Annotated in this window: 25 protein-coding genes; 15 read left to right on the top strand and 10 right to left on the bottom strand. The window is 55.9% G+C overall.

The annotated features are described in order from the left end of the window. Window positions 1-5: 5 nt before the first annotated feature. The 3 genes from SH248x_RS06320 to SH248x_RS06310 all read left to right on the top strand — a co-directional run bounded on the left by SH248x_RS06320 (window position 6) and on the right by SH248x_RS06310 (window position 2225). Window positions 6-755 (top strand): HNH endonuclease signature motif containing protein, encoded by a 750-nt coding sequence (locus SH248x_RS06320; RefSeq protein WP_459557668.1) that lies wholly within the window; start codon window positions 6-8, stop codon window positions 753-755. 266 nt (window positions 756-1021) lie between these two features. Further along, entirely contained in the window at window positions 1022-1462 is a 441-nt protein-coding gene (locus SH248x_RS06315; protein WP_459557667.1) for a hypothetical protein, read from the top strand. Then, complete coding sequence (locus SH248x_RS06310; protein ID WP_459557666.1) at window positions 1425-2225, top strand: hypothetical protein; 801 nt, start codon at window positions 1425-1427, stop codon at window positions 2223-2225. Before SH248x_RS06315 ends, SH248x_RS06310 begins: the two co-directional genes overlap by 38 nt. Window positions 2226-2258: 33 nt before the next feature. Here the strand turns inward: SH248x_RS06310 and SH248x_RS06305 are convergent, their stop codons facing one another. Both SH248x_RS06305 and SH248x_RS06300 read right to left on the bottom strand, forming a co-directional pair. Then, window positions 2259-2636, bottom strand: coding sequence for an aminotransferase class V-fold PLP-dependent enzyme (locus tag SH248x_RS06305; RefSeq protein ID WP_459557665.1), 378 nt, complete (start codon window positions 2634-2636; stop codon window positions 2259-2261). Beyond that, window positions 2576-3433 (bottom strand): cysteine desulfurase family protein, encoded by an 858-nt coding sequence (locus tag SH248x_RS06300; RefSeq protein WP_459557664.1) that lies wholly within the window; start codon window positions 3431-3433, stop codon window positions 2576-2578. Before SH248x_RS06300 ends, SH248x_RS06305 begins: the two co-directional genes overlap by 61 nt. On the opposite strand from SH248x_RS06300, the gene SH248x_RS06295 reads away from it, so the two are divergent. The 3 genes from SH248x_RS06295 (at window position 3432) to dndE (ending at window position 4888) form a co-directional block, all read left to right on the top strand. Next, window positions 3432-4130 (top strand): adenine nucleotide alpha hydrolase family protein, encoded by a 699-nt coding sequence (locus tag SH248x_RS06295; RefSeq protein WP_459557663.1) that lies wholly within the window; start codon window positions 3432-3434, stop codon window positions 4128-4130. The genes SH248x_RS06300 and SH248x_RS06295 overlap by 2 nt on opposite strands. Further along, window positions 4130-4396 (top strand): AAA family ATPase, encoded by a 267-nt coding sequence (locus SH248x_RS06290; RefSeq protein ID WP_459557662.1) that lies wholly within the window; start codon window positions 4130-4132, stop codon window positions 4394-4396. Before SH248x_RS06295 ends, SH248x_RS06290 begins: the two co-directional genes overlap by 1 nt. A gap of 78 nt (window positions 4397-4474) precedes the next feature. Then, a complete protein-coding gene (gene dndE / locus SH248x_RS06285) occupies window positions 4475-4888 on the top strand; it encodes a DndE family protein (protein WP_459557661.1) in 414 nt (137 codons plus the stop codon). Between the two features lie 578 nt (window positions 4889-5466). Here the strand turns inward: dndE and SH248x_RS06280 are convergent. The 4 genes from SH248x_RS06280 to SH248x_RS06265 all read right to left on the bottom strand — a co-directional run bounded on the left by SH248x_RS06280 (window position 5467) and on the right by SH248x_RS06265 (window position 10689). After that, window positions 5467-6450, bottom strand: a complete 984-nt coding sequence (locus SH248x_RS06280; protein ID WP_459557660.1) for an acyl-CoA desaturase — start codon at window positions 6448-6450, stop codon at window positions 5467-5469. A 435-nt stretch (window positions 6451-6885) separates the two neighbouring features. After that, window positions 6886-7638 carry a polyprenol monophosphomannose synthase gene (locus SH248x_RS06275; RefSeq protein ID WP_459557659.1) on the bottom strand — a complete coding sequence of 251 codons (753 nt, stop codon included), beginning with the start codon at window positions 7636-7638 and terminating at the stop codon, window positions 6886-6888. 113 nt (window positions 7639-7751) lie between these two features. Beyond that, window positions 7752-9041: a tetratricopeptide repeat protein gene (locus tag SH248x_RS06270; protein WP_459557658.1), complete on the bottom strand. Its 1290-nt coding sequence runs from the start codon at window positions 9039-9041 to the stop codon at window positions 7752-7754. Window positions 9042-9366: 325 nt separating this feature from the next. Beyond that, window positions 9367-10689, bottom strand: a complete 1323-nt coding sequence (locus SH248x_RS06265; protein ID WP_459557657.1) for an HD-GYP domain-containing protein — start codon at window positions 10687-10689, stop codon at window positions 9367-9369. A 370-nt stretch (window positions 10690-11059) separates the two neighbouring features. Here SH248x_RS06265 and pheS point away from each other — a divergent pair, with 370 nt between their 5' ends. Both pheS and pheT read left to right on the top strand, forming a co-directional pair. Then, complete coding sequence (gene pheS, locus SH248x_RS06260; protein WP_459557656.1) at window positions 11060-12055, top strand: phenylalanine--tRNA ligase subunit alpha; 996 nt, start codon at window positions 11060-11062, stop codon at window positions 12053-12055. A gap of 169 nt (window positions 12056-12224) precedes the next feature. Then, complete coding sequence (gene pheT / locus SH248x_RS06255) at window positions 12225-14651, top strand: phenylalanine--tRNA ligase subunit beta (protein ID WP_459557655.1); 2427 nt, start codon at window positions 12225-12227, stop codon at window positions 14649-14651. 202 nt (window positions 14652-14853) lie between these two features. Here the strand turns inward: pheT and SH248x_RS06250 are convergent, their stop codons facing one another. Further along, window positions 14854-15246, bottom strand: a complete 393-nt coding sequence (locus SH248x_RS06250) for a diacylglycerol kinase family protein (protein ID WP_459557654.1) — start codon at window positions 15244-15246, stop codon at window positions 14854-14856. Window positions 15247-15370: 124 nt separating this feature from the next. On the opposite strand from SH248x_RS06250, the gene SH248x_RS06245 reads away from it, so the two are divergent. The 4 genes from SH248x_RS06245 (at window position 15371) to SH248x_RS06230 (ending at window position 20571) form a co-directional block, all read left to right on the top strand. Then, complete coding sequence (locus SH248x_RS06245; protein WP_459557653.1) at window positions 15371-16264, top strand: glycosyltransferase family 2 protein; 894 nt, start codon at window positions 15371-15373, stop codon at window positions 16262-16264. A 66-nt stretch (window positions 16265-16330) separates the two neighbouring features. Beyond that, window positions 16331-17146 (top strand): glycosyltransferase family 2 protein, encoded by an 816-nt coding sequence (locus SH248x_RS06240; protein ID WP_459557652.1) that lies wholly within the window; start codon window positions 16331-16333, stop codon window positions 17144-17146. Then, window positions 17143-17574, top strand: a complete 432-nt coding sequence (locus SH248x_RS06235; RefSeq protein WP_459557651.1) for a DUF2304 domain-containing protein — start codon at window positions 17143-17145, stop codon at window positions 17572-17574. The genes SH248x_RS06240 and SH248x_RS06235 overlap by 4 nt, the downstream gene beginning before the upstream one ends. A gap of 198 nt (window positions 17575-17772) precedes the next feature. Then, a complete protein-coding gene (locus SH248x_RS06230; RefSeq protein WP_459557650.1) occupies window positions 17773-20571 on the top strand; it encodes a hypothetical protein in 2799 nt (932 codons plus the stop codon). A 203-nt stretch (window positions 20572-20774) separates the two neighbouring features. Here the strand turns inward: SH248x_RS06230 and miaA are convergent, their stop codons facing one another. Then, window positions 20775-21827, bottom strand: a complete 1053-nt coding sequence (miaA, locus tag SH248x_RS06225; protein WP_459557649.1) for a tRNA (adenosine(37)-N6)-dimethylallyltransferase — start codon at window positions 21825-21827, stop codon at window positions 20775-20777. A gap of 41 nt (window positions 21828-21868) precedes the next feature. Between miaA and SH248x_RS06220 the strand changes: the two genes are divergently transcribed. Then, complete coding sequence (locus tag SH248x_RS06220) at window positions 21869-22312, top strand: SRPBCC family protein (RefSeq protein ID WP_459557648.1); 444 nt, start codon at window positions 21869-21871, stop codon at window positions 22310-22312. A 95-nt stretch (window positions 22313-22407) separates the two neighbouring features. Here SH248x_RS06220 and SH248x_RS06215 read toward each other — a convergent pair whose 3' ends face one another. Further along, entirely contained in the window at window positions 22408-22887 is a 480-nt protein-coding gene (locus tag SH248x_RS06215) for a hypothetical protein (protein ID WP_459557647.1), read from the bottom strand. A 145-nt stretch (window positions 22888-23032) separates the two neighbouring features. Between SH248x_RS06215 and SH248x_RS06210 the strand changes: the two genes are divergently transcribed. Next, entirely contained in the window at window positions 23033-24040 is a 1008-nt protein-coding gene (locus SH248x_RS06210; protein ID WP_459557646.1) for a site-2 protease family protein, read from the top strand. Window positions 24041-24111: 71 nt separating this feature from the next. After that, window positions 24112-25173 (top strand): glycosyltransferase family 9 protein, encoded by a 1062-nt coding sequence (locus SH248x_RS06205; RefSeq protein WP_459557645.1) that lies wholly within the window; start codon window positions 24112-24114, stop codon window positions 25171-25173. Window positions 25174-25296: 123 nt separating this feature from the next. On the opposite strand, the gene SH248x_RS06200 is transcribed toward SH248x_RS06205, so the two are convergent. Continuing rightward, window positions 25297-25782 carry a DinB family protein gene (locus SH248x_RS06200; protein ID WP_459557644.1) on the bottom strand — a complete coding sequence of 162 codons (486 nt, stop codon included), beginning with the start codon at window positions 25780-25782 and terminating at the stop codon, window positions 25297-25299. Between the last annotated feature and the right edge of the window lie 15 nt (window positions 25783-25797).

Genomic DNA, 25797 nt, shown 5'->3' with positions numbered 1-25797 from the left:
TGGAAATGTCACCCAGCACCACCAATAAATCTACGTTGGAAGACCTTCGTTTGATACCTCAAGATGCTGCGACATACCTGGGCATCACAATGGAGTTGCTGTTTCAATACTGTCGTTATCCAGCGAAGCGATCGAATAGCGAGACGCGCATACTGCACTTTGACGGGGCCACAAGCACGTTTTCTAAAAGTGATCTCGACGAGTGGGATCGCTATCTTCAGGTGCCTTGGGCTGATGCTTCAGACTCACGACCAAAGATCCCAACCTTTGTTGAGGACTATCTGAAAGTTGAATGTGCCGGCAAGTGCGCGATGTGCAACGCAGGGCACAAACTGGAAAACGCTCACATCACACCCTGGTCAGAAACTCGCTCTCATCATCATCACAACTTGATTCGAGTCTGCTCCGATTGTCATGACAAGGTAGATGACGGGATTATCGCAAGAAGCGTGCTTCACGATGTAAAACAACGCCATATTCTCCGAGTCCAGAGCCTGCTCACCACTGATCCCTTAGTCTTCTCTCGCCAACGCATATTTGCGGTCCCTCATCCAGATCCGCACTTCCATGGTCGAGATGATGAACTCGATCGCCTCCGACCTTTGCTACGAACAGAGCGGCTCGTCTTCATTCATGGTGTTGCTGGCATCGGAAAGACGCAGCTACTCGTGAATGCACTCCCCCCGAAGACTTCACAGACGTTATATGGCTTGATGTCGACATCTCACTCGCTCAACTTAGACAGCTTTGTCTAGTTGAGGCAGACGGCGCTGACTCTACCGAACTGACTCGTGTCCGGATCCTTTCTCCTCTGCGCAAGTACTTTCAAGAGTTTATGGAAGCTCGGGAGCCAGACGACTCTCTAGAAATACTGCTTGGTACCCTCTCCTTCTTGGCGTGCCACATCGCTGTTCTAGATCAGGATGCCGATAAGGCGAGTTCAGCAGGCTCTGCATTCGCTCGGATAGACCAAGAACTGGCGAATTACGTACCAGCCATCTCCGTCATCAGAAGAAAGGTTATGTTGATTGCGCCACCTTCTAAGACCCGAGATCAGTTGTTGCTATGCGGCAGGTCGATTACGTCCGGTGTGGCGCGATATTTGTTTGTCCGAGGGTTTCACGAGTACGGTATCTTCTTCGCGAAAGCTGGTATTGAGTTTCGTTACTTGGAAAGCGATTTCGAAGCGGCGGCTACCCAGTATGCATTCCTTGAACGGCAGTTACTTCGTGCGGGCGACCTTGAGGGTATTCAAGAGGTGCTCATCCGACTTGAAGAGCTCTTCGCCAAAACATCTAGTCAGACAATAAGCGCGATTGCCGCTCTTGTGCGAGGCGACTTAGCGAGCAACCGAGGGGAATATGACGTGGCACTGACAGCATACGAGGAAGCTGCCACTTTCTATCGTGAGTCGACGGACGACGATGACGAATCTCGGTATCGCACAGGTATGCATGTGTAATGCATTGATGGCCACCGGACGTATCTATGAATTCAAACAGGACTACCACAAAGCGCTGCGGATCCATTCGGAAGCCTTGTCGGGGCTGTTATCGATCGACAGCCCAGAGAATATCGGAAGTGCGTACCACCATGTAGGCAACTGTCACGCGGGCTTAAGTGAGTACGATCAGGCTATCGACGCATACAGGAATGCAGTTGAATGGTTCTTTGCTCTCCAGCAACGGCAGTTCTTGAGTAACAGCATCGCCGAGATTGGGAATATTGCCGGCCTTTCAGAGAGCGGCGGCGATTATTGTTGCTGGATTGATGCTGAGATTGCCGAGGCAGCTCTGAGTGATGTTCGCGGAGACATTGTGCAATGGCTCCGTCGTAAGCCCGCTCGTGTGCTGCCGGAGATGGAACTCATTCGCAAGCAGTTCGGCGTGATCAAGGCGGTTAGCTTCACATCGCACGCCAGTCAGCTGAAAGTCTGGGCAGATCAGTTTCTTGAGGATGACATTTCGGCTGCATGGAGTCAGTTCAAATCTCAAGGCGCCCAGCGTGGTCGCTCCGATGGTTGGTTCGTCATGTGCATAGAAGCGGAGTTGGAAATTGCAAGACTGGTCGCAATTGCCTCGGGGAATCCCAGGAGAAGACGAACAATGGTAAAAAAGATCTCACGAATCTGCGAAGACATCTGGGAACTTTCAGAAGTGACGTCCGATATTTTGGAGCCATTTGCATGGATTCGGCACTGGGAAAGACACTTAAACAGGCTGTGATAAGCCGGTGAATGCCACGCGAACTTGTCTTTGTTACATTTGAAGTGATTTAACTACATTCACAATCGCTTCTGCGGGAATTTCCTGCACTCCGGGACCCCACGAAATCCGAATTGCAGACTCAATCCGATCGTCGTCGAGTTCCATTGCAAGGAGCACATGACTTGACGAGTAGGATGTTGACGTACACGCAGAACCATTCGACACAGCAATTTGCTCGCGAGTCGCCATCATGAACGCTTCGCTGTCTACACCAGGGAAGCTCACATTCAAAACGTGTGGCTGGCACCGTCGCTGATCGCCGTTTACGACAGCATTCAATCCATTCAGTTGGTCCATCAGCTTCGCCTTCAATGTCGCGGCATGGTCAGCCCTACTGCTCCACAATGTTGCTGCCAACTCGGCAGCCATGCCGAGGCCAACAACAAGCGGACGGGTACAGTTCCGGGCCGCAGACCTTGCTCCTGGCCACCCCCAAATGTAATTGCGTCAACAATTCTCTTTGATCCAGTCCTTTTTCTGACGAGCAATGCCCCGATGCCTTTCGGACCACAGATTTTGTGTCCGCTCACCGAGGCGAAGTCACAGGTCAGCCTCTTCAGCGTCTCGCACTCTTTTCCGAAGGTCTGAGCCACATCGACGTGAAATGGTACAGAGGCAGCGCTTGTGATAGCAGCGATCTCCTCGACAGGTTGAATGATCCCCGTCTCGTTATTCGCGTGCATCACGGAAACGAGCAGAGTGTCCTTCCGGAGCCTCGCCTTGATCGCATCTGGCTCGACAAACCCGCTTTGGGTCACCGGAACGAGTTCGACCTCAAAACCACGTTTGCGGAGTTGCTCCAGCGGTTCGAGTACGGCCTTATGCTCGATGGAGGAAGCAATGATGTGTCTCTTGCCGCAGCTCTCGCCGTGCCGAGCGAGTCCAAGCAGGACGATGTTGTTGCTCTCGGTGGCGCCACTCGTGAATACTAGCTCTTCCGGCGTCGCATTGAAGTGAGAAGCGACCGTTTCACGGGCTTTCTCGACGGCGTCTTTCGCCCGCTGGCCGTAGACGTGCGTCCTGCTTCCCGCGTTGCCAGGTTCTGAGAGAAACCAAGGCGTCATCGCCTCAAATACGGCGGGATCGAGGGGCGTCGTCGCGTTGTAATCGAGATAAACCGGTACCACGTGTATCGCTTCCATTGCTATCTGCTCGATGGAGGCCATGATTAAGAATGACGAAGAGAAAGTCTGGATGACTCCTCTCCTGGAACTTCGTAACGAGCTTGGCGATTTCTCGAATGATAGGGAACGGCGTGATTTCCGGCGCATGAACGGCAGCGTGCAGCTCTTCAACGGCCGGCCGATTCCGGGACCGTATAAGAAATCGTGGCGTGAGCATTGGCTCCGCCGCGTGATGACGGATCAGAAATCTGCTCGAGAAACTGATCTCGACCATGCCGCGGGACTTGAACTGATCACCCTCGACGAGCTTCACGAAATCAGACGAATCTGGCTCTACGAAAAGCACGAGTTCGACGATATCCTTCCCACGATTTATGAGGAAGTCTTTGGGGAAGCGTTTCCGTCGCCGCAATCAGACGACAGTCAGTTGCGGCGCGAAGATTGGGAGTTACTTCAGGACATCTGCGATGGCGATCCCGTCTTCTTTGAATTGCAGGTGTCACTGCTTGACATCGAACGCCAATACCGAGGTATGAGCCGTCGCGCAGGAATCTATGAAGCTCTCGAATCGCAGCTTCGCACCGCACAGTATTCCGATGAAACGCTGGCACTTGCAATCCGACTTGAAGAGGAACGGCGCCGTGACGAAGCGAAGTTGCCATCAACCGAGGAATCGCGACTTTTTGCACAGCGGTCGCTTTTCGACGCGACTGATGTGATCGACGCAGGGGCTGAATAATGATCCTCCAGGAGATTCGACTTCACAATTTTGGTCTGTTTCGCGGCGAACAGGTTCTGAATCTTGTCCCCAAATCGACTGCCGGACAGAAGGCACCGATCATCCTCTTCGGAGGAATCAACGGCGGTGGCAAAACGACCATTCTAGACGCCGTGCAGCTTGCGCTCTACGGACCCCGCGCCCAATGCTCCAAGCGAGCCGGGAGGCCCTACGACGTTTTCCTGACGGAGTCTATTCACCACGGTGTTCCACCTCAGTTACAATGAATCTGAGCGGTTCACGACAGCCGAAGAAGGGTACTTCTGGGAGCTGTCTGATGCGTCGAGTGGTCGTGGAGGGCGCAAATGAGCATCAAGCAGATACGCCTTTCGAACCAAGCGAAAGAGCAACTGATTCGACTAAAGACCAGGACTTCGATTCCGCAGTGGAATATCCTCTGCCGGTGGGGATTCTGTGTCTCGCTTAGAGAGGCAACCGCGCCGACGCCGATTGATGTCCCCGCCGACAGCAACGTGGAGATGACGTGGCACACGTTCGGCGGTGAATACCATGAACTCTACACCGCCCTGCTGATCCATCGCTGTCTCCAGGAAGGACTCCCAACCACCGACGAAGTGCTGGCTAAGCAGTTCCGTCTCCACCTACATCGCGGCATCACTTATCTAGCTGTTCCGCACGCGATCAAGTCAATTGCCGATATTGTGAAACTCGCAACGTCACCCACTCAGGATGCCAATGCTTCCGCGTCTGCTGGATAATCTGCTAAGTGACGGTCAACACGACCGCTCACAACGGAATCATCAGAACCGCAGCGTATATGCCGAACTCTTGCTCACACGGTCACGGTCACGGTTGCGGATGCAGCTGAAGGTTGTGTGCGGATCGCCGTATCCCGCGAAGTTCTGCAGGTCGATGTTGTCGACACCTTGACCGTGGGCCGACGTGTCAGCTCATCGTACCACGCATGTTCCTGATTGCCGTCTGGGGGAGGCGGTAGTGATTGCTTTCGGGTGGTGATGATTGGACGGCCTGCGGTGTGGGGGCTGCTTTGCAAGGGATCGTCAGGAAGGATCGCGGAGCGAGCGGAGTGGTCGAGGGGGAGTGTGGGATGGAGTCAGCCAGGTGGGATCAGGCTGCGGTGAAGGTGCCGCAGTTGCGTGAGGCGGTCGCCCGGGGAGTCGGCTCCTTTGCTGTCCACCTGCACGGCTGACTCTCTGCTCAGATTTCGCATCACAATCGCCCGAATAACACAATAGTTCGCCCGCCACAGCAAACAAAAAAACGCCGCGAGTTCTGCAACTCGCGGCGTTTTCATTCTTATTTTATTAAACGTGAATTAACCACGTTTGGGAAGTGTGTCCTGAACCTGCCAGGCCAGACCCGTCTTCTTCAGGGTCCAGATGACAGCGTAGGTGACGTCGAGTTCCCACCACCGGTGACCGTGACGGGCCAGGCGTTGGTGAGCGTGGTGATTGTTGTGCCAGCCTTCGCCGTAGCTCAGGAGAGCAACCCACCAGTTGTTGCGAGAGTAATCAGTCGTGGTGTAGTTACGGTAACCCCAGACGTGAGTCGCAGAGTTGACGAACCAGGTGCTGTGATAGCACGCGACGACTCGGACGCACATCCCCCAAAGCAGCATGGAAAGACCGTAGTACACGCCGCCAGTGCCGATGAGGTAGTAACCCAGCGCGAACAGGCCAATCGCCTGAAACAGTGGGACAAACCCGAAGTAGCTGTGGAAGAAGCGTTGAACAGGATCCTTCATCAGGTCCGGAGCCCAGCGTTTCATTTGTGCCATGAAGACATCGTTTGGCTGACGTGGTTGCAGCCACAGGATGTGGGCCCACCAGAACCCGTGAGTCGGAGAGTGTGGATCATCCTCTTTGTCGGAGTGAGCATGGTGCTTGCGGTGTGTCGAAACCCAGTAAAGCGGGCTTCCTTCGACGGCCATCATGCCACACAGCGAGAAGAAATACTTCATCGGCTTGCTGCAGGAGAAACTACCGTGAGTCAGCAGGCGGTGATAGCCGAGCGTAATTCCCAGACAGGCAGTGACAAAGTGCATCGCCAGACAGACAGCCAGGCCCTGCCATGAAAAGAAGAAAAAGGCCGCAATCGCGCCGACGTGCATCAGACCAATGAAGAGGGTCGTCGGCCAGTTGACTCCGTATGGGAAACGGTCACGGAATTTGACTGACACTGAGCCAGAGCGTTCCAGGTGTTGAGCAATCCAGCTTCCTGAATCAACCTCTTTGAGTTCTGTGAACTCGGGGGATTGAGAATTGGATGTTGGTGGTGAGAGGGTATCGGGAGATTCCAAAACAAGTCTCCTTGTGGAGAAAATTTTTGAGGCTAAGACAGAAAACGAACTTGGGGAATCCATTCTGCGTCGTTTGATGTGTCGCAAAGCGTAGCGGCCAATGGGATAAGAATCGGACACTTCCGGTGCCGAATACAAAGGTCGCCCAAAGGCAAATGAGCATCAAATCGGTCAGTTGCATGAGAAGCAAGTTCACACTTGGAAAGGAACGGTGACCACCCTGAAACCTGCGAGCTTCTCAATTTCCAACTCGCTGGGCCGGATCAGGTCAGGTTGATGATACGGTAAGCCTTCAACGTCGACAACCTTAATCCTTACGGTCACTTATGGGAATTTAACGATTTGCAGAAAATTGTGATTCGCAGCGCGAACCTTTGTCATTTTTATGCCAAAAAGAAGTCCTGCGGCAATTTGGTTGCCAAGAGCGCAGCTGTGCTAAGGCTGAATACCAAACAGGCGTTTCAGCCCGAAATTCAACATCAGATAAACCGCAGTATAACCCTCCCGGCTCGTGATCTTAGAAGCCCCCCGAACTCGGTCCTCGAACACGATCGGCACTTCCACAAATCGCGCACCCGCCACCCGACAGCGATACATCAACTCTTCCTGAATCGCGTAACCCTTGGCTTTGAAACGGCTAAAGTCAATTTTCCTGAGCAGGCTGACACGATAACAGCGGTAACTGCCACTATTGTCCAGCGTGGACAGCCCCAGCATCAGACGGGCCCAAAAGTTGATCAGACGGCTCATCGCATGCCGCTTCCAGGACCACCCCACCACTCCCCCACCCTCGACATACCGAGACCCGACAGCCACATCGGCCCGATCCATCGCGTCGATCAAAGAGGACATGTAAGCCGGGTGATGGCTAAAATCCGCATCCAGAACGACCGCGAACGTGTAGTCTTCCTCAACAGCCTGCCAAAGACCAGCACGGGTCGCCGTTCCCAATCCGAGCTTTCCAGCTCGGTGCATCACCTTCAAAAAGGGCAACGTCAGCATCAACTCATCCACAATCCGACCCGTCCCATCGGGCGAATTGTCCTCCACGACGAGGATATCCGCATGCGGAACTTCCTCATGAATCGCTTCAATCATCAGCCGAATGTTCTGTGCTTCGTTATAAGTACACAGAATGACCAACACGCGATCTGCATTCAAATCTCGCGCTGTTGGAGAGGACTGCATGAAGGATTGGCCGCCAGGAGTGAGGTTTGAACGAAGTGTGAATACGACGTTAAACCAAACCGCCGCGAAGTGTCAATCGACGGATCACCCCATCAGCCAGACAGTTAGGCAAATCAGCCATTGTCCGAAGTCACCGGCAGTGGTGGGATCAACGAATCAGGTGTCGGGCTGTCAGCAGGTGGACTCGTTCCCTCTGAAAACGGAATTGGAGCAGGCACCGTCGATGGCTTGGACGGAACCGGCACAAACGGCGTCGGCGGGACCGGCGTTGTGTTGGTGATCGCGTTCGTTCCCGTCGCATCCGGAAACTTCCCGACTGGCCCCAGGTTCATGTTCTGAGGGACGACTGCCTGCGAGGCTGCATTCGGAATCTGAGAGTTCGGCACGAGCATCTGCGACTGCCCTGGATTTCCGCCAGCCTCACCAACAGGCGAGACACTGTCAATGCTTTGAATCAACGTCGCAATCTGTGGATTGGCTCGATTGAAATTGACAGCTTGGGCTGTTTGTAGCAGGGTTCGACTGTTGGCAAAGTCCTGTTCGAAAATCAGGACAACTCCCAGCAGAAACAGACGATCGGCATCCCGGACATTGTCATGAGTCCATTCGACGACACGGGTTTTGATCTGCTCAACCAGCGCAATGTTCTCGGCCCCATAGAACTGAGATAACGTGGGATTCGAAAATGGCCAGTAGGGATCCTGAGTCAGCCCACGCTGAATCATTTCAATCGCTTTATCGCCATTATTGATCGCGAGGTAATTGGCAGCCATGCAGAAGTAAGGCTCAGGAAGCTCCGGTGCATTCTGAATCGCAAGCTTGAACTTCGCCAGCGATCGCTGGAACTGCTGTAGACCCATGAGCGCCTTCCCCTGTGCGACAAGGTTGGCGGCTTCATCCCGATTGTGCTGACTCGACGGCAGCATCGGCTTGGAAGGCTGCAATGACGGATCGTTATTCTTGAGCAGTTCCTGTTGAGCCTGATATTCCTGCAGATTCGGATGCAAAGGCGGCTGGTAATTGTTGTACTGCCAGGTGTTGTAGTTGATGCTCGGATCGTAGGGGTATCCCGTGTAACCGTAGTAAGGAGAGACCGGCGTTCCATACGGGAAATAAACAGCTGCTCCACCATACCCGACGGAATAAGGCGGGTAGTAAGGATATCCACCCCAACCGCCCCCATAGCCACCGTATCCATACCCGCCATAACCCCCGTACCCGTAGCTTGGGACGTTGATCGAGCGGTTGTGATAGCGAGTTCCTTCGCCATACCCAAACCCACGGGAATGCAAGGACCAGTTGGAACCACCGCGTCGAGACTGCGCAGAGGCCAGTTGACCCAGCGTACCCACCAGCAGCGCAGCACCAAGCAGAACAAAACCAAAGCGGCGAACGGTGATCATCCTGCACCTCGAGCCAAAGAGAGTTTGAAGGGACTAACAGTATTATCACGTCCCCCTGATCGCCGGTCAAACAGGAAGGTGAGGATTCTCAATGTTGTTGACGAGCAAAGCCGCCATTTGCTCACAAGCAATCGGGGGCATGGAGACTTCTCAAAAAGCGGGGTTGCACCACCTGAATAGCAGAAGTGTGCTACGGCTGTGTCAGCCGTGGGGATGGACGTTCACTGCGAGAAGACACGGCTGACACAACGGTGGCACACAGGGAATAGCGCCAATTTGCAGGTGAACCGCTGATGGAACGGTTTCTAAGCCAGGTTCACAGGCATCAGCTAATATGAAACGACTGCAAATCCGGGGACAGCAACACCTCCGTTGTCCCTGGAGCGGGCAGCGCCTGGACGACCGTCAAATCGCAGTTCGCAAGGTCAATGATGTTGTCCTCTGCCGATTCGTCGACAGGCTGACCCTGGGCGTCTTCAATGCGAAGCACAATCGGACGTGAATAATCTTCCTTGTTGCGTCGCAAAACCCTGGCAATGCTCCCATCGCTGAGGGCGATGTAGCTGCCGATGGGGAACAATGACACGACTTTCAGAAGTGCCCGCACAACATCCGGATCCGTGCTGCGTGCTCTCGCCTGATGGATCAGGCATTCCATCGCGCCATAGCGAGCCACCGGCGGACGAAACGGGCGCATCATCGTCAGGGCACAATACGCATCAGCGACCTTCAGAATTCTTGCAAACATGTGAATGCTCGTGCCATTTCGGCCACGCGGATACCCGCTCCCGTTGAAGCATTCATGGACCTGATAAGCCACGACCGAAATCACCCGAGGCAACGATGAAACGGTCTGCAGCATTTCGAGTGAGTAGATCGGGTGCTTCTTGATTTCCAGACGTTCGACGTCGTTCAGCTTGCGGGCAGAATTCAAATAGTCCGCCGGAACCTTCATCATCCCCCAGTCGTGAACCAGCCCTGCGATGCCGATTTCCTTGATGCAATCAGCATCCAGATTCATCTCGATCCCGATCGCCATCGCCAATAGCGCAACTTCCAGCGAGCGAGCAGCAAGATCGTTCTCGCCGAAACGATTGATCGTCGAGGTCAACGTATTATCGATGTCCGCGCACATCTCTTTGAGATAGCTGGTCGCCATCGCCGCGACGACAGATCCATCCGATTTGGCCCCTTTCAGCGCATCGCCCATCATTTCGGATAGGGCAGCACCGTTTTTATCATGCGCATCAAGCAGTCGTGCCCGTTGTTCTTTGTCATAGCCTTTGCGTCCCAGGAAAACGACGTCCCCTTTGACCGCAGGACCGGTATTCTTGACCGTCATCAGACCGGAATCGATCAACGCATCCAGACGCGACGTGATTTCGCTGTCGAACGAAAACAGAGGGGTCGCGCTGCTCGACTGCTTCCCCTTCATCGTCAGTCGTCCGACGTCATCTGCGTGGATGATCACGCGATTCGAGCCGCGCTGACGAAGATTCAATTTGATTTCGCTGGTCACGACCATTCCCTCAGCGAGCAGCAGCACGCCGCTGTCATCGAAAATCGGGAATGTCGTCGTACGGCCAACAATCAAGTCGCTCAGGGCAACGATCTTTGAGTTGGGATCTTTCGCGACGGCTGACACCATGGCAGTTGTTTCAGTGTGGGGAAGGACAATTGATCAAAAAAAACGATCGGGCGCGATCGTCAAAGACGGTTCCGCGATTCTTCACTCAACATTAGCCTGCTAAATGAGGCCAACCGGGAATGTTGGTAACGGTTTGTGGTGAAAACGCCTCACACTGTCCTCACCGTGACCAGACATTCTAATTCTGCCGAGCCTGCCAGCGTTATCGATTATGCCGATCCCGCCGGAAGAACAGCTGATCGGCTTGCAGCTTTCCTTTACTAGACAGCGAAAATCCGTTAATACGAACCGGTATGCGTTGACGTCGAACCCCGGCCGTTGCACGGTGTCGACTTGATCGCGATCACTGTTTGCTGTCTGGAAACGCTGCATGACCAGTTCCGTCGATGAAATTTCACGTATCAACACCCAGGCACAGTCCGAGATGGCTGCTGCAGGTGACCTGAAGGCTGTCGAAGCCATCCGGGTCAAATACCTGGGAAAAAAGGGCGAAATCACCGCCCTCATGAAGAACCTCAAGGATCTCAGCCCCGACGAGCGCAAAGCCTTCGGCCAGCAGATCAATGACGCCAAGTCCACATTGGAAGCCGCCCTCGACGACGCCGAGCGATCCCTGCAGCAGGCTGCGATCGATTCTGAACTCAAGAAGTCTCGCATTGACGTTTCCCTCCCCGGTTTCGCACCTCCCGCTGGGGCTCGTCACCCGATCATGCAGACACTCGATCTCGTCAAAGGAATCCTCGCAGGCCTCGGCTATCACTACGACGACTACCCCGAGATCGAAACCGAGTTCTACAACTTCGATTCGCTCAACACCCCCGCATGGCACCCGGCCCGCGACATGCACGATACCTTCTACACCACCTCCGGTCACGTCATGCGGACCCATACGACCGCCTTCCAGATGCACGCCATTAAGAAGTACGGCCCGCCTCCTCTGCGGATGATGACGGCAGGTCGCTGTTACCGCTGCGATCAGATTGACGCGTCTCACTTCCCGATCTTCCACCAGCTCGATGTCTTCGCGATCGACAAGTCGCTGAGCTTTGCGGACCTCAAGTGGACGCTCCACGAACTCGCCCGCGGCCTGTTCGGAGAAGACGCCAAACTCCAGTTCCGCCCCAGCTTCTTCCCCTTCACGACCCCATCCGCTGAGGTCGACGTCTGGTTCAAAGGCCGCTGGCTCGAAATCCTCGGCTCCGGCATGATGCGTCCCGAAGTCCTCAAGAACGCAGGTCTCGACCCCATGGAGTGGCAAGGCTTTGCCTTCGGCCTGGGCATCGACCGCATGGCCATGATCCGCTACGGCATCGACGACATCCGCCACCTCTACGACAACGAAGAAGAATTCCTGCGGCAGTTCTAAACCGGCGCGCGGTTGATGCCGTGTGTCGAGCTTTCTTGTTTTCTCCCTATTCACAGCTTCGTAATTAGTAATTCGTAATTGGTAATTAGCCGATCCCCAGACTGAGGATCGACAACCAATTCTGCCGTCTGGCCAATTACTAATTACCAATTACCAATTACGATCTTCCATGCTCATCAACACCGCCTGGCTTCTCGACTACCTCAGCCCGACTCCCTCTCTGGAGAACCTGCGTGCGGCCTTCATCCGCGCGGGACTGGAGATTGAGGACACGATCGATCTCAAGACCGCCCTCGAGCCGATCGTCATCGGATTCGTCCGCGAAGTGAAACCGGTCGAAGGAGCAACCGGGCTCTTCCACTGCCTCGTCGAAACCAAACCGGGCCACATCGACAGCATCGTCTGCACGGATGGCTTCCCGGTCGAAGCAGGCAAAGGCGTCCCCGTCGCCCAGGTCGGAACCAAACTCCCCGAAGGCAAAGAGATCACGTCCGCAAAGATCCGTGGCATCGAGTCCAACGGCATGATCTGCCCCTGGTGGGAACTGGGCGTCGTCTCAAAAGAGGGGATGTTCACGACAACCGATGAATCGCTGATCGGAAAAAGCCTGACGAGTGTTACCGAGATCGACCAGCAACTCGTCGATCTCTCCGTCCTGCCCAACCGTCCCGATTGCCTCGGTTACATCGGAATCGCACGCGAAGTCGCCGCCATCCTCGGGCTGCAGGTGAAGGTTCCCTCCTCATTCGACTGGTCCAACAAGCACGACGTTCAAGGCCCGGTCCCCGTCCGCATCGAAGAGCCAACCCGCTGCACCCGTTACGTCGGCCAGCGCATCGACAACGTCAAAGTCGGCCCGTCGCCCTATTGGCTGCAGACCCGCCTGTACGCCGCCGGACTGCGACCAATCAACAACGTCGTCGACATCACCAACTTCGTTCTGCTCGAATACGGCCAGCCTCTCCACGCCTTCGACGCCAAGACCCTCGACGGCCCCGAGATTATCGTCCGCAACATGAAGAAGGGGGAGTCCCTCGAACTTCTCAACGGCACAACCCTCATCGCCGACGACATCAAACTGGAACCCCTTCCCCTCGTCATCGCCGATAAAACCAAACCGGTCGCCCTCGCTGGCATCATGGGGGGCAAGCCAACACAAACGACGACAGACACAACCAGCGTCTTCCTCGAAGCCGCCTGCTTCGATTCGGTCACGATCCGCAAGACCGCGCGTGGACTCGGCATCTCATCCGATTCCTCCTACCGCTACGAGCGCGGCACCGACCCCAACAGCATCCTCACCGCAGCCTTCCATCGCGCCGTCGCGTTGATCAGCGAACTGACAGGCGGCACAGCAAACGGCTCACCAAGCTCAGCCTATCCCAAAACCATCGAGCCACGTGTCATCCCCCTCAAACTCGAACGAGTCAACTCATACCTCGGCATCAAGCTCGATACTCCGACCGTTCAATCCGAACTCGCCAAGCTCGGTTACAAGCTCGATGAATCCCTGCTCGTCAGCGTCCCCACCTGGCGCGTCGACTGTAACCAGGACGTCGTCCTCATCGAAGACCTCGCCCGACTCATCGGCTACGACAGCATCCCCAACGTCTCGCTCTCCGGCAGTTTGAACCGTGGCGGACAGGCTCCGCTCGACGCCTTGCGATCCCAACTCGCCGCCTTCATGACGGCGAATGGCTTCCTCGAATGCCGCACCCCGCCGCTCGTTGATGCCTCCGTCGCATCGCAGTTCACACGCCTGAACTGCAATCCCGCTGTCGTCCGCAACCCGATCCGCGCGGACATGAGCACCGTCCGCCAGTCGCTGATCCCATCCCTCCTCGCGGTCGGTGAACGCAACTACCGTCGCAACGGCCAGAACTACCGCTTCTTCGAACTCGACCGCGTCATGGGACTCGATGGAAATACCCCCATCGAATCCTGGTCCCTCGGCGGCATCTGGGGCGATGAACTCGTCGGCGGCGAATGGATCGCCAAACACCAGCCGGTCGACTTCCTCGCCGTCAAAGGCTTCCTGCAGTCCCTCTTCGGTGCCCAGCTCAAACTGCAGCCCGACTTCCTCGAACAACCACTCCCCGCCGGCTTCGTCCCCGGTCAATCGGCTCGCATGACGCTGGGACACCAAGTCCTCGGCTACATCGGACTGGTCGACCGACGACAGGTCCAACTCGACGAACGTCTCAAGTTCCCCATCTACGCCTTCGAACTCGACCTCAACCTGCTTCTCGAATTGAAGAGCGGTCAGTTCCATAAATTCAACGGAATGCCCAAGTCGCAGATTCTTGAAAAAGACCTTTCCATCACCGTTCCAGCCAGCGTCAATTTCAACGCCATCAAAGCCGCGACGATCGAAGCCTTCAGCAACGCCGTCTCCGCAACAACCTCCACCGGCTTCGCCCCCGTCTGCGAAAGCCTGTCCCTGATCGACGTCTACCAAGGCAGCCCGATCCCCGAAGGCAAGAAGAGCGTCACCCTCCAACTCCGCTTCCGCGACCGCCAACAAACCCTCACCAGCGACTACATGCAGTCCCTGCTTGATAGCATCCTGAAGTCCCTGCAATCAACATTCGCCTAACCTCCTCAGGCGCATTCCCAGGGTGCCCTACTCCCGGGTGGCCCAGCCGTTTTATGGCTGGGTCGCGGTAGCGACAAGATACATCGCCATACGCTATCAAACGAAGCTCACCGCTCCAATTCGAATTGAATGCGGATGGCGCTCGCATCTCGTTGGCTTCGCCAATCCAGCCATGAACGGCTGGACCACCCTTGGTATTGCTTCACAACCCCGTTGTTCGCTCAACCATAAACGCAAACACGCCCCCCAACCTCGCGCCAAACACCACCCCTCCCACCCCCACAGCCACGATCGACGCCACCAGCACCGCACCCGCAGCCACATCTTTGGCGACCTTCGCCCGCTCCCGAATCTCCGGCGACAACAGGTCCACCATTGCCTCAAGGGACGTATTGAGCAGCTCCGTCACCCACACGAATCCAATCGCCAGGATAATCAACGCCCATTCGACCGGTGTCCTCAGCAACACCCCGCTAATAATCAGCACGACCACCGCAGCGAAGACGTGAAACCGCATGTTCGGCTGCGTGCGGATCGCATAACTCACCCCTTCGACAGCGTAACCCAGTGCTTTAATAAACCGCCAGTTCCGCATACTGTCTCTCGCTCGATCTCTCTTCACGAATTGTTCACAGTCGATCTTACTCCTGCCAATCCTCCTTCGCGAGTCACTCGACGATCTCTATGTTTTCCGCCCGTCTTACGGTACTGTGACCTGCATGCTCACGCTCGCGATCCCTTATTATCGCCGCCTCGATTACCTGCGCCTGGCCATCGACAGCGTTCGCCGGCAGACCTCGTCACATTGGCAGTTGATCGTTTCCGACGATGGCTGTGTCGAACCGGGCGCCGAGCAACTAGTCGCCTCTTATAATGATCCGCGTCTGCAATACGCCGTCTCACCAACTCCCCTCGGGATGGTCGGCAACTGGAACCGCTGCCTGGATCTGGCTCAAAACGATCTGGTGACGATCCTCCACGCCGACGATGAACTCTCCCCCCATTACGTCGAGACCATGCAGAATGCAGCCGAACAACACCCGCACGCCACCGCGTTTTTCTGTCGGGCCGAAGTCGTGAACGCCGAAGGGAAACCCGTCTTCTCGCTCCCTGATTCGATCAAAGGCCTGTTACGCCCCTCGTTCAAGCCCTACGCGACATTGCACGGCGAACAAGCCATCCGACGCCTTGCACGCGGGAACTTCATCTTCTGCCCTGCCCTGTGCTATCGCAAATCCCTGCTGGACGGCGCCCGCTTCGACGATACCTGGCAGATGGTCCAGGACCTCGAATTCACCACACGCCTGCTGTTCCAGGGCAAAACGCTCATCGGCCTCCCCGAAACCGCTTACCGCTATCGACGTCATGGCGAAAACGCTTCCGAGACTTACACCAGGTCTTTATTACGATTTGAAGAGGAGATCGCCCTGCTCAAACAGATCTCTGTACAAGCAGAATCCCTCGGCTGGAAGTCCGCCGCCCGAGCCGCACGACAAGCCAATATCGTCAAACTGCATCTCCTCTACCGCATCCTCCTCGATACAACCTCACTTCGCTTTCAACCCGCCAGCACCAAGTTGAACTTACTCCAGCGACTCTTCATGAAATCTTAACCGCGGACTCATACCGTAGCTCTATGTTCTGGCTGCTGCTTGGAAAGTGCCCGCTGGTTGGGCACAATGTGTTCATCTCACGAAGTCGTTCGCATCATCACACCAGCATCATCACCCGTTCGCCCACCCTGGAAAGCAGTCCGGTCTGTGAAGGTCCTTATCGTCATCCCGGCGTACAACGAGCAGGAGGCGATCAAGCACACCCTGACGTCCCTGACACAGCTCGGTCCCGATTACGAAGTCATCGTCGTCGATGATGGCTCTCGTGACCGCACAGGAGAAGTCGTCAGGGCGTTTCATAAACGCTATCCCGAACTTAAGATTCACCTCGTTGCTTTGCCTCGCAATCGAGGCATCGGAGCTGCTGTCCAGACCGGATACCTCTTCGCCCGTGAAAAAGGTGGCTACGAATACGTCGTCCAGTTCGATGGTGACGGCCAGCACGACGCAACAGCCATTCCGAACCTCGTCCAAACCTGCCGTGACCAGCAGCTCGACCTCTGCGTCGGCTCTCGCTTCCTCACAGGTGGCCAGGATAATTTTCGCAGTACCGCGACCCGTCGCCTCGGGATCAGTTTCTTCGCGGCCCTCATCTCATGGCTCAGTGGAGTGAAAGTCACCGACCCGACCAGTGGCTTCCGTTGCTGCGGCCCTCGAGCCTGGCGCGCCTTCGCAGACAGATATCCCGACGACTATCCCGAACCGGAAGCCTTATACTGGTGTGCCCGCAACCGACTGGCGATCGGAGAAATCCCTGTCCGCATGTTCGAGCGTGCAGGAGGCGTTTCGTCGATCAGGCTTTCCAGCGGGCTGTATTACATGTTCAAAGTCACGCTCGCGATCCTCGTCGATCGCATTCGTAAACAGGAGAAAACTCGATGACCTCAACCCTCCTGGCGGCCCTGTTGAACACAGATCTATTCCGCATGAACGCAGAAACCATGATGCTCATTGGTTCCGCGATCGCCTTTCTCACCACCCTCCGGTGGGTTCGCAGCCGAGAGATGCGAGAAAAGTACGCCGTCATGTGGCTGCTCGTCGGCGGTTTGCTGCTCTTCTGCGGTCTGTTCCCCCAAGTCATCATGCGTTTCGCCGATCAGGCTCAGCTGTCGTACCCTTCCGCAGTCCTCTTCATTGCCTTAGCAATCATTTACCTCTTCTCATTGTCCGTTTCACTGTCTCTGAGTCGCCAGCATCGGATCTCGACGCGACTGCTCCAGGAGATCGCGATTCTCAAGTACGATCTGGAACAGCTTCGAGCAGCCTCGACCCCGCCCGCCAGCCACGAGTCCGCAAACGAACACGCGTGACTTTGCACTTTTTTCAAAACCTCTCTTCTCTCAAATATCAAATTCTGCTAAACCAACCTCCAAAGACCCAATATCTGCCGTGAAAAGGGCGATTGGGCACTTTATCCAGTTGTTTCGACGACACAGAGATCACGCCTTCGAAGACGTTGGCCACCTCTGGGACGTGTCTCGAAAACGAATCCTGATCAGGGGGCAAGGATGCACAAGACGATCGGTTTGATAGTTGCCACTATTGGTTCACTCGGCGCCGGCGCAGCGATTATCTGGCAGACCGAACAAGGCTGGAACCGTAGTCTTGCAGGCTCGCGCAGCCCCGCCAGCGAGTCCGATCTTTACGACGCGATTCCCGTCGACGGCAAAAACAGTTCCTCGCTTCTGGCGTCGAACAACCGTTTGATGACCAACAACGAGAAGCCCGCAAACCCCGCCAATTTCGCTTCCAATCAGGACGAGCCAGAATCCCCTCCAGCTGCTCCCAAACCTGCAAAACAGTCCGAGCCTGCCCCGACAAATGCCTTCGATCTCTGGGCGAACCAGTCAAATTCCCAGACCGAACCAGCACCAACGAATCTTGCCAGCAATCCACCTGCTGACAGCAAAGATCCCTGGAACATGGGCGGCTCACCAACTCCTGCTTCCAATAACAATCAGTTCGAGCCAGTCCCCAAGAAGGAAGTCGAGCAACCCTCAGCTCCCAATGATCCATGGGGCATGAGTAACGTCACCCCCGCCAATCATGAACAACCCGCCAGCAAGAAACCGGCTGATGTCCAGCTGACGCAACATGAAAAGTCAGAACCCGTCTCACCAAACGGTGCAGCCGCTGACCCGTTCATGAGCTTCGGCAATGCAGAACCCGCCCCGGTTCCTGCTGCGACCGCAGATCCCTTCAATACCCCACCATCGCCAGCCGAACAGTCGAATGTCTCCTCCCTGTTCCCGGATGAGCCGGCTCCATCACCAGCTCCCGTCAGTACGACCGCTGCGACTCAAAACGAACCAGGGGCATTTCCATCCTTTGGCGCGTTCCCAGAACCAGCACCTGCAACAACAGCGCCAGCTCAACCCACTGCCTCTCCCATGTTCCCCGACCTCGCGCCAGCTCCAGCGCCCGCTGCGACCAACCCAATTCGTCTGACTCAGGCCGAAGAACCACCGGTCCCGCCAGCCGACGAGATGCCACCAGCTCCCATTCCGATGCTGGAAGAACCCAAGCCATCAACACCTCCCGGCAACGCTGAACCAGCCGGCCCGGCTCCGGATCCGTTTTTTGATTTTGGCGGCCAACCACCAGCTCCCGCCAATGAGCCAACCCCAGTCCCTATGCCAGGAAACGGTACATCTCCTGCACCTGCTCCCGTCCCCTTCCCCAATGATCCAGCGCCAGCACCCGCACCCTCCACGTTCCAGGACTTCATGCTGAATCCTGCTCCTCCGACCACTCTGAATCCAACAGAACCTGTTCCCACAAATCCAACTCCCGTTCCTGCTCCAAACAGCCTTTTCCCAGAGACCAGCACGCCCGCTCCCAATCCTTTGGACAATCCTCCCCCCGCCAATCCGATCGAGCGTCCCCTGACGGAAGACTCGATGATCGGAGCAGGTGTCATCAACGGAAATGTTCCTCGCGTCCTGCAGCGCCCTGAACTGAGCCTGGAAAAGAAAGCCCCGACGACCGCCGCTCTGGGCGAAGCCATGGTCTACACCATTGAAGTCAAAAACACCGGCACGATCACCGCCAAAGACGTGACCCTCGAAGACGAAATTCCCAAAGGCAGCAAGCTGACCGGAACGATTCCTCAGGCTCACATGAAGGAAAAGACCCTCGTCTGGAAACTTGGCGACATGAAGCCCGGTGACTCTCAACTGGTCAAGGTTCGCGTCATTCCTCTCGAAGAAGGCGACATCGGCAGCGTCGCAACCGTCCACTTCGTCACCGAAGTCGCAGCCGCAACCCGTATCACCGCTCCCATTCTTCAACTCGCCATGGAAGCCACTCCTCAAGTCGCGATCGGCGAAGACGCCACAATCCGCTACAAGATCAAGAACGTCGGAGAAGGCACCGCCTTCAACGTCACTCTCTACAGCCTGATCCCGCAGAACCTCAAGCACCCCGAAGGCGTCGATCTTGAGATGCCAATCGGCACACTGGAAGCAGGCCAAAGCAAAGACTTCGCCCTCGTGGCCGTCGCAGAAGCAGCCGGTCGCGGTATCAACCAGGCTCAGGTCAAAGCCAACGGCGGCGTCACCGCAGATGGCAAAGCCGATATCGAAGTCATCGACTCCGTCCTGAACGTCGAACGAACCGGCCCAGCACGACGCTTCGTCGGCCACAATGCCTCCTACACCATCACCGTCATCAACCAGTCGATTCGCGATATCGATCAGGCGACGATTGTCGAAAGAGTCCCGACAGGTTTCGAGTTCGTCTCAGCCACAGCAAACGGCAAGTACAACCCGTCCACCCGCTCAGTCGCCTGGAACTTCGGCAAGCTCCGCGCCAAGACCCAGGAATCGATGCAGATCACCCTTCGTCCTGATCGCGTCGGGGAATTCAACTCAGAAGTCGCAGTCGTCAGCAAGGATGGCCACAAAGCCTCTGTCGCTGCCAAGACGATTGTCGAAGGCTTTGCCTCTCTGAAGATTGAAGACCCGGAAGGCAAAGGACTCGTCGGAATCGGTGAGCAGGTCTCGCTACGATTCAAAGTCAGAAACCGTGGCTCCGCACCCGCCAACGGCGTACAGATCACCTGCAACGTCCCCGCCAACTTCCAGGTGCTCTCCGCCAAGGGACCAACAGAATACCGCCAGGAAGGTAACCGACTGATCTTCGATCCCGTCAACGCGATCGCTCCCGAACAGGATATGCAGGTCGACTTCGTCCTGGTCGCCAAAGCCGTCGGCGACGCCCACCTGAGCATCGCCGTCAACGCTCAGGAAATGAAAGATTCTCTCAATCACGAAGAGAATATCGTCGTCTACAACCCCAACGAGTAATCGTCCCATTCCTCCTAAGCGAAGCATTCCTAAGTCCCATCTCCCGTCTTTGTCCCTTCTCCCTTGAGGGGAGAAGGTGGCAGCTCAACACCTCAGGTGTTTTCAAAACACAGTGCTGACGGATGAGGGTGGGCGCTAGGCAAAAGTACGCTCACATTCGCCCACAACCATCAGGCAATCGTGTCTACTGCCAACAAAACACCTCAAACACCATCCCCCAACACCCTCTCCGCGATCCGCTGAGCCACCACCTCACCCCGATCACCTGGCTGAATCGGAATCGATGTCGCTTCCTCCAGATTCCGAAACCACGTCAGCTGACGTTTAGCAAACTGACGCGTCCGCGTCTGAATTTCCTGGATCACAGAGGCTCGATCGGTCTTCCCCGTTTCAATCGCTTCAATGATCTCCTTATAGCCAAGCGCCTGCCTCGCCGTCCGACTGATAGGCAAAGGCAACTCTAACAGCGACACGGTTTCTTCCCAGAACCCCTCTTCAAACATCGCAATCACTCGTTGATCAATCCGCTGATACAGCCACTCGCGCTCAGGGTCCAGCCAGTAAACATGCTTCGGTCGAACGTCCACTGGCAAAGGTGACTGCAAGTGTTGAGACGACAGCGGCTCTCCCGTCATGCGATGAACTTCCAGCGCGCGAATGATTCGCCGCTGGTCATTAGGATGCAGCCGCGCCGCACTGACAGCATCGACCTTCTTGAGTTCATCATGCAGCCACTGCTCACCGCGCTGCTCAGCCAGCTTCTCCATCGACTGCCGAAACTCCCAGTCAGCAGCTGGACTTTCGCAGATACCGCGCAACAGGCTCCGCAGGTAAAGCCCCGTGCCACCCACAAACAGCGGCCGCTTTCCACGCGAAACAATGTCTTCGCACGCCGTCTTCGCGAAGTTCAGATACTCATGCAGACTGAACTCCTGCCACGGTTCGGCCAGATCGATTCCGTGATGAGGAACGATTCCCTGTTCCTCTTTGGTGGGCTTGGCTGTCCCGATTCCCATCTGACGATAAATCGTCATCGAATCGAGCAGGATGATCTCCGCATCGATCAATCTGGCCAGATGCAAACTGACAGCTGTCTTTCCAGAAGCAGTCGGTCCGGACAGAAAGCAGCATTGTTGTAGCAGTTCGACGGGAAGAGAAAATTCGCTGCGACCGGAATTCGGCATGTTGAGGGTTGCCCATCGCCTTTGCTTGCAGTAGATCAGGAGCGCGGAATACCGTAGTATGGCAAAAGCCATGTGGCATGTCACCCGACCTTTCCCTTTGAATATGACGATTTATGGCACTCTTTGAATATCGCTCCCGGTTGAAAGGTTCTGTAGAACGAGCCTTCGAGCTTCTCTCCAAGCCCGAATTTATCCTGAAAGTCACCCCACCAGACATGGGGCTGTCTTACGTGAACCCTCCTGCACAGTACTCCAAAGACGCAATCATCGAGTTCAAGGTCATCCAGTTCGGCATGGTGCAAAACATCACGCACAAAATCACCGAATTCGATGCACCCAAAAAATTCGTCGAAGAAATGATCAAAGGCCCCATGCCCAAATGGATTCACACCCACGAATTCATCGACCTGGGCAACGGCGAGATCGAACTGGTCGACAAAATCGACTTCGACACCCCCGGCGGCTTGCTCGCCTTCGTCGTCACCGAAAGCAAAATCAAACAACAACTAGAAATCGGCATGGACCTACGCCACGCACGCCTGGAAAAAATGATGTAACAAATCTTCTTCTCTTGCTCCTTCTCCCCCGGGGAGAAGGTGGCCGAGTCTTCGAGGTCGGATGAGGGACCTCTGCGAATCTCAGAAAACTCCCACTACTCCCTCGGCCCCTCCACCTGAGCCCGAATCTTCATCAACTCCGCGGCCTGCTCAGCCGTCAAATCCTGAAACGTCTCACTGAAGACTTCTTTCGTGACCTCATCCTGGTTCGAAAGAATCTTCGATAACTCATCCGGCGTGGCAGGTTTCACGGGCGTCTGCTCGACTTTGTCATCCGGCGGGATCGACTTCAACAGCTCTTCAATCTCATCGCTACCCTCAATCGGTAGCGCATTCGGCAGGGCAGGAAGCGGGTCCGGCTGGCGGTACAGCGGGACATCCTGGCTTGGTTTAAGAACAGAATCCGTCAGCAACCAGTCTTCTGACATGGCAACCTGATTCGGATGAACAGACTTCACGGGAGCAGTCGCGACCGAAACGCTCGGGCTGCGTCCCCCAAACGTCTGAAACGCCAGTGCCGTCACAAGACAGCCCGCGACAAACGAAATCGGCGAAAGGGCAATCGTAACTTTCATAGTCGGCATCCCTGCCTTCAGTTCCAGGTGACTTACAAGTAGACTTTATGCCTTCCTGTTCACAGCCACAAGGGGAATCGCCGCGAACTCTCGATCTCAGCGATTGAACAGTGGCCTCCGCTGAATCAGAGATTACAATTCTCTCATGGATGATCTCGACCCACCAACACCTCCGGAGTCTCGTTTTCGACTTCCGCCCGACTTCCAGGACCCACCGCAGATTCTTCACGTCCGTCGTGAACCACTCCCCACACAGCAGATCATCGAGCAGTACAAACCCCAGCGTTATCGCATCTCCACCAGGCTCTGGCTCATCTCGCTGGCCCTCTTCATCGCAACCTGTGCGAGTACCTTTTACGCCGGCGGAAGCTTCTTCGGCCACGAAGCCGAGTTCGACAAAAACCTCGGACTCCAGTTCATGGTCGGCCTGATGGGAATTCTCCTGGCTCACGAACTCGGACATTTCACCGCCTCCCTGCTCTATCGCATTCCAGCGACCCCTCCGATTTTCATTCCCATGCCCTACGTCTCCCTCTTCGGCACGATGGGAGCATTGATCATTCAGCAGCACGGCGTCTCTGATCGCAAGTCCCAGTTCGATATCGGCATCGCTGGCCCCCTGGCAGGACTGGTCATCGCAATCCCCCTGTGTCTGTACGCGCTCGATCAGTCTCAACTCGCGCCAATAGTCGAATCTCGCTATGACGTCGAGAGAATCTTCGACTTCTACGCCTTCGAATATCCGCCCATCATGAAATGGATGATCCACTACATTTACCCCGAGATCCCCGCTGGCATGCACGTCGAATGGACTCCCCTCCTCTTCGCCTGCTGGACCGGCTTCCTGATCACCGCCTTAAATCTCGTCCCGATCGGCCAACTCGACGGCGGTCACATCCTCTACGGACTCATCGGACGCTGGTCCTATCCGGTCGCCGTCGGACTCGTTGCTCTGGCGATCGGCTACATGGTCGCCAGTCAAAGTTACGCCTACATGCTCATGCTGATCATTATCAGTACCGTCGGGATAAGACACCCCCCAACCGCCAACGACCGCGTCCCCCTGGGCTGGTTCCGGATCACCCTTGGCTGGTTGACATTGGCCTTTCTCATGATCAGTTTCACACCAAACCCAATCGAAATGGCCTTCTGAGAAGGTCTTGTACGTTTCTCGCCAATCAATCTATGATGCGGCCGAAACATCGACCACTACTCAGGTTCTGCATGGACGCATTACGCCTTCAATCCCTCACCGCACGCTCGATCTGCGTGATCAAGCCCTCGGCTTTGGGCGACGTCGTGCAAACTCTGCCTCTGCTTCCTCTACTCAACGAACGCTTTCCAGACGCCCGTATCAGCTGGGTCATCAATCATTCCTTTCGCAGTCTCCTCGAAGATTATCCCCTGATCGACAACCTGATCTCCTATCACCGCCGCGGCGGAATTAAATCCTACTGGTCCCTCGCCAAGCAACTGAGAGCCCAGCGATTCGATCTCGTCCTCGACCTCCAAGGCCTCGCCCGCACCGCTTTGATGTCGCTGGCAACTGGCAGCCGGTGTGTCATCGGGTTGGAAACCGCCCGCGAAGGCGCCAGCCTCGCCTGCAACTACACCATCCCCGGCAGCAGCAAACAGATCCCCGCCTGGAAACGCTACGAAGTCGTCGCCCAGGCCCTCGGCTGTTCACTTCGAGAACGCTGCGTCACGTTTCCATCCCGACAACTCCGTCCCGAGCTGAGCAACGCCCTCTCCGCACACCCCCTCATCGGCATCCAACTCGGCGCCATGTGGGAAACAAAACGCTGGCCACCCGAAAAATACGCCGAGACCGCCCGACACCTGCTCGAACAATCAAACGGCACCCTCGTCATGCTCGGCAGCCCAGCCGACCTGCCACTCGTTGAGACATTCACCCAACACCTCGACGAAAAAGACCTGCCTCGCATCATCAACCTCTGCGGCAAGACTTCACTGGCCGAACTTCCCACAGTCCTCCAGCATCTCGACGTTCTCCTCACCAACGACACCGGTCCCATGCACATCGCCGACGTCCTCGGCCTCCCCATCGTCGGCATCTTCACCTGCACCGACCCCCATCGCTCCGGCCCCAAACACTGCCCGACACGCCACCTTTTCTACGCAGACACCTCCTGCCAAGGCAGCTACTGCAAATCCTGCCCCCACCCCGCAAATAAAAAACACGCCTGCTTCACCACCATCTCCCCCAAACAAGTCGCCGCCGCAACCCTGACCATCCTCGCCAAAACAACCCAAGCCGCCGCCTGATCCCCGTAGGGTCCGCTGTGCGGACCGTTAATAAGCTAGGACTCTGTAAAGGCTATCTAAGTCAAGAAAGCTATAATAGCGATCTTGCACATTACGGTCCGCACAGCAAACTCCTGCACGAACCTAAAACAACTTCTCATGCCCACCCGACCGCCGACAGCTCGATAACTGCGACAAGTGAAATCCGAAGTGATTGGTCATCAGCATCCCGACGAGATTCCCAATCGTCTTGATCGCCGACCCCTCGAACATCTTCGAGCTATGCGGCTGACGGACATGCTCAGGCGTCGCCGTCGAGGCTCGCTCCAGCAGCTCCGCATGATTCTTCCGAAACGCCGCGACCAGCGTCTCACGGTCAGGCCCCGTCGTCGAACTGGCAACCCCATCACTTCCCGACCCAAAGATCGCAGCCCACTCAGGATGCTCGACCTTCCCACCCAGCATCGCGATCCCATACTCCGCACAAAGCGCCAGATGCCCCAGCAGCCAGCCAATCGAATGCCCATGCCCCGGGGCAGGTTCATAGAGTTTGTCGGCAGGCAGATCAGCCAGCACCTTCTCAAAGTACTTCAACTGGAAGTTGAGAATCGCGATTTCATTTTCAAACATTATGTTTCCCTATGA

Origin of the sequence: Lacunimicrobium album, assembly GCF_052161635.1 — a bacterium.
Taxonomy (GTDB): domain Bacteria; phylum Planctomycetota; class Planctomycetia; order Planctomycetales; family Planctomycetaceae; genus SXPC01.
Note: the sequence above shows the minus strand (reverse complement) of the source record. Positions and strands in the feature narration are given on the sequence as shown.

Coding starts and splice junctions, on each gene's coding strand:
- SH248x_RS06200 (WP_459557644.1), bottom strand. CDS start 25,782: ATGTTTGAAAATGAAATCGCGATTCTCAACTTCCAGTTGAAGTACTTT.
- SH248x_RS06240 (WP_459557652.1), top strand. CDS start 16,331: ATGTGTTCATCTCACGAAGTCGTTCGCATCATCACACCAGCATCATCA.
- SH248x_RS06245 (WP_459557653.1), top strand. CDS start 15,371: ATGCTCACGCTCGCGATCCCTTATTATCGCCGCCTCGATTACCTGCGC.
- SH248x_RS06300 (WP_459557664.1), bottom strand. CDS start 3,433: ATGGCCTCCATCGAGCAGATAGCAATGGAAGCGATACACGTGGTACCG.
- SH248x_RS06270 (WP_459557658.1), bottom strand. CDS start 9,041: ATGATCACCGTTCGCCGCTTTGGTTTTGTTCTGCTTGGTGCTGCGCTG.
- SH248x_RS06235 (WP_459557651.1), top strand. CDS start 17,143: ATGACCTCAACCCTCCTGGCGGCCCTGTTGAACACAGATCTATTCCGC.
- SH248x_RS06290 (WP_459557662.1), top strand. CDS start 4,130: ATGATCCTCCAGGAGATTCGACTTCACAATTTTGGTCTGTTTCGCGGC.
- pheT (WP_459557655.1), top strand. CDS start 12,225: ATGCTCATCAACACCGCCTGGCTTCTCGACTACCTCAGCCCGACTCCC.
- SH248x_RS06295 (WP_459557663.1), top strand. CDS start 3,432: ATGATTAAGAATGACGAAGAGAAAGTCTGGATGACTCCTCTCCTGGAA.
- SH248x_RS06320 (WP_459557668.1), top strand. CDS start 6: ATGTCACCCAGCACCACCAATAAATCTACGTTGGAAGACCTTCGTTTG.
- SH248x_RS06230 (WP_459557650.1), top strand. CDS start 17,773: ATGCACAAGACGATCGGTTTGATAGTTGCCACTATTGGTTCACTCGGC.
- pheS (WP_459557656.1), top strand. CDS start 11,060: ATGACCAGTTCCGTCGATGAAATTTCACGTATCAACACCCAGGCACAG.
- SH248x_RS06305 (WP_459557665.1), bottom strand. CDS start 2,636: ATGGCTGCCGAGTTGGCAGCAACATTGTGGAGCAGTAGGGCTGACCAT.
- SH248x_RS06215 (WP_459557647.1), bottom strand. CDS start 22,887: ATGAAAGTTACGATTGCCCTTTCGCCGATTTCGTTTGTCGCGGGCTGT.
- SH248x_RS06310 (WP_459557666.1), top strand. CDS start 1,425: ATGACGAATCTCGGTATCGCACAGGTATGCATGTGTAATGCATTGATG.
- dndE (WP_459557661.1), top strand. CDS start 4,475: ATGAGCATCAAGCAGATACGCCTTTCGAACCAAGCGAAAGAGCAACTG.
- SH248x_RS06275 (WP_459557659.1), bottom strand. CDS start 7,638: ATGCAGTCCTCTCCAACAGCGCGAGATTTGAATGCAGATCGCGTGTTG.
- SH248x_RS06315 (WP_459557667.1), top strand. CDS start 1,022: ATGTTGATTGCGCCACCTTCTAAGACCCGAGATCAGTTGTTGCTATGC.
- SH248x_RS06205 (WP_459557645.1), top strand. CDS start 24,112: ATGGACGCATTACGCCTTCAATCCCTCACCGCACGCTCGATCTGCGTG.
- SH248x_RS06265 (WP_459557657.1), bottom strand. CDS start 10,689: ATGGTGTCAGCCGTCGCGAAAGATCCCAACTCAAAGATCGTTGCCCTG.
- SH248x_RS06250 (WP_459557654.1), bottom strand. CDS start 15,246: ATGCGGAACTGGCGGTTTATTAAAGCACTGGGTTACGCTGTCGAAGGG.
- SH248x_RS06220 (WP_459557648.1), top strand. CDS start 21,869: ATGGCACTCTTTGAATATCGCTCCCGGTTGAAAGGTTCTGTAGAACGA.
- SH248x_RS06210 (WP_459557646.1), top strand. CDS start 23,033: ATGGATGATCTCGACCCACCAACACCTCCGGAGTCTCGTTTTCGACTT.
- miaA (WP_459557649.1), bottom strand. CDS start 21,827: ATGGCTTTTGCCATACTACGGTATTCCGCGCTCCTGATCTACTGCAAG.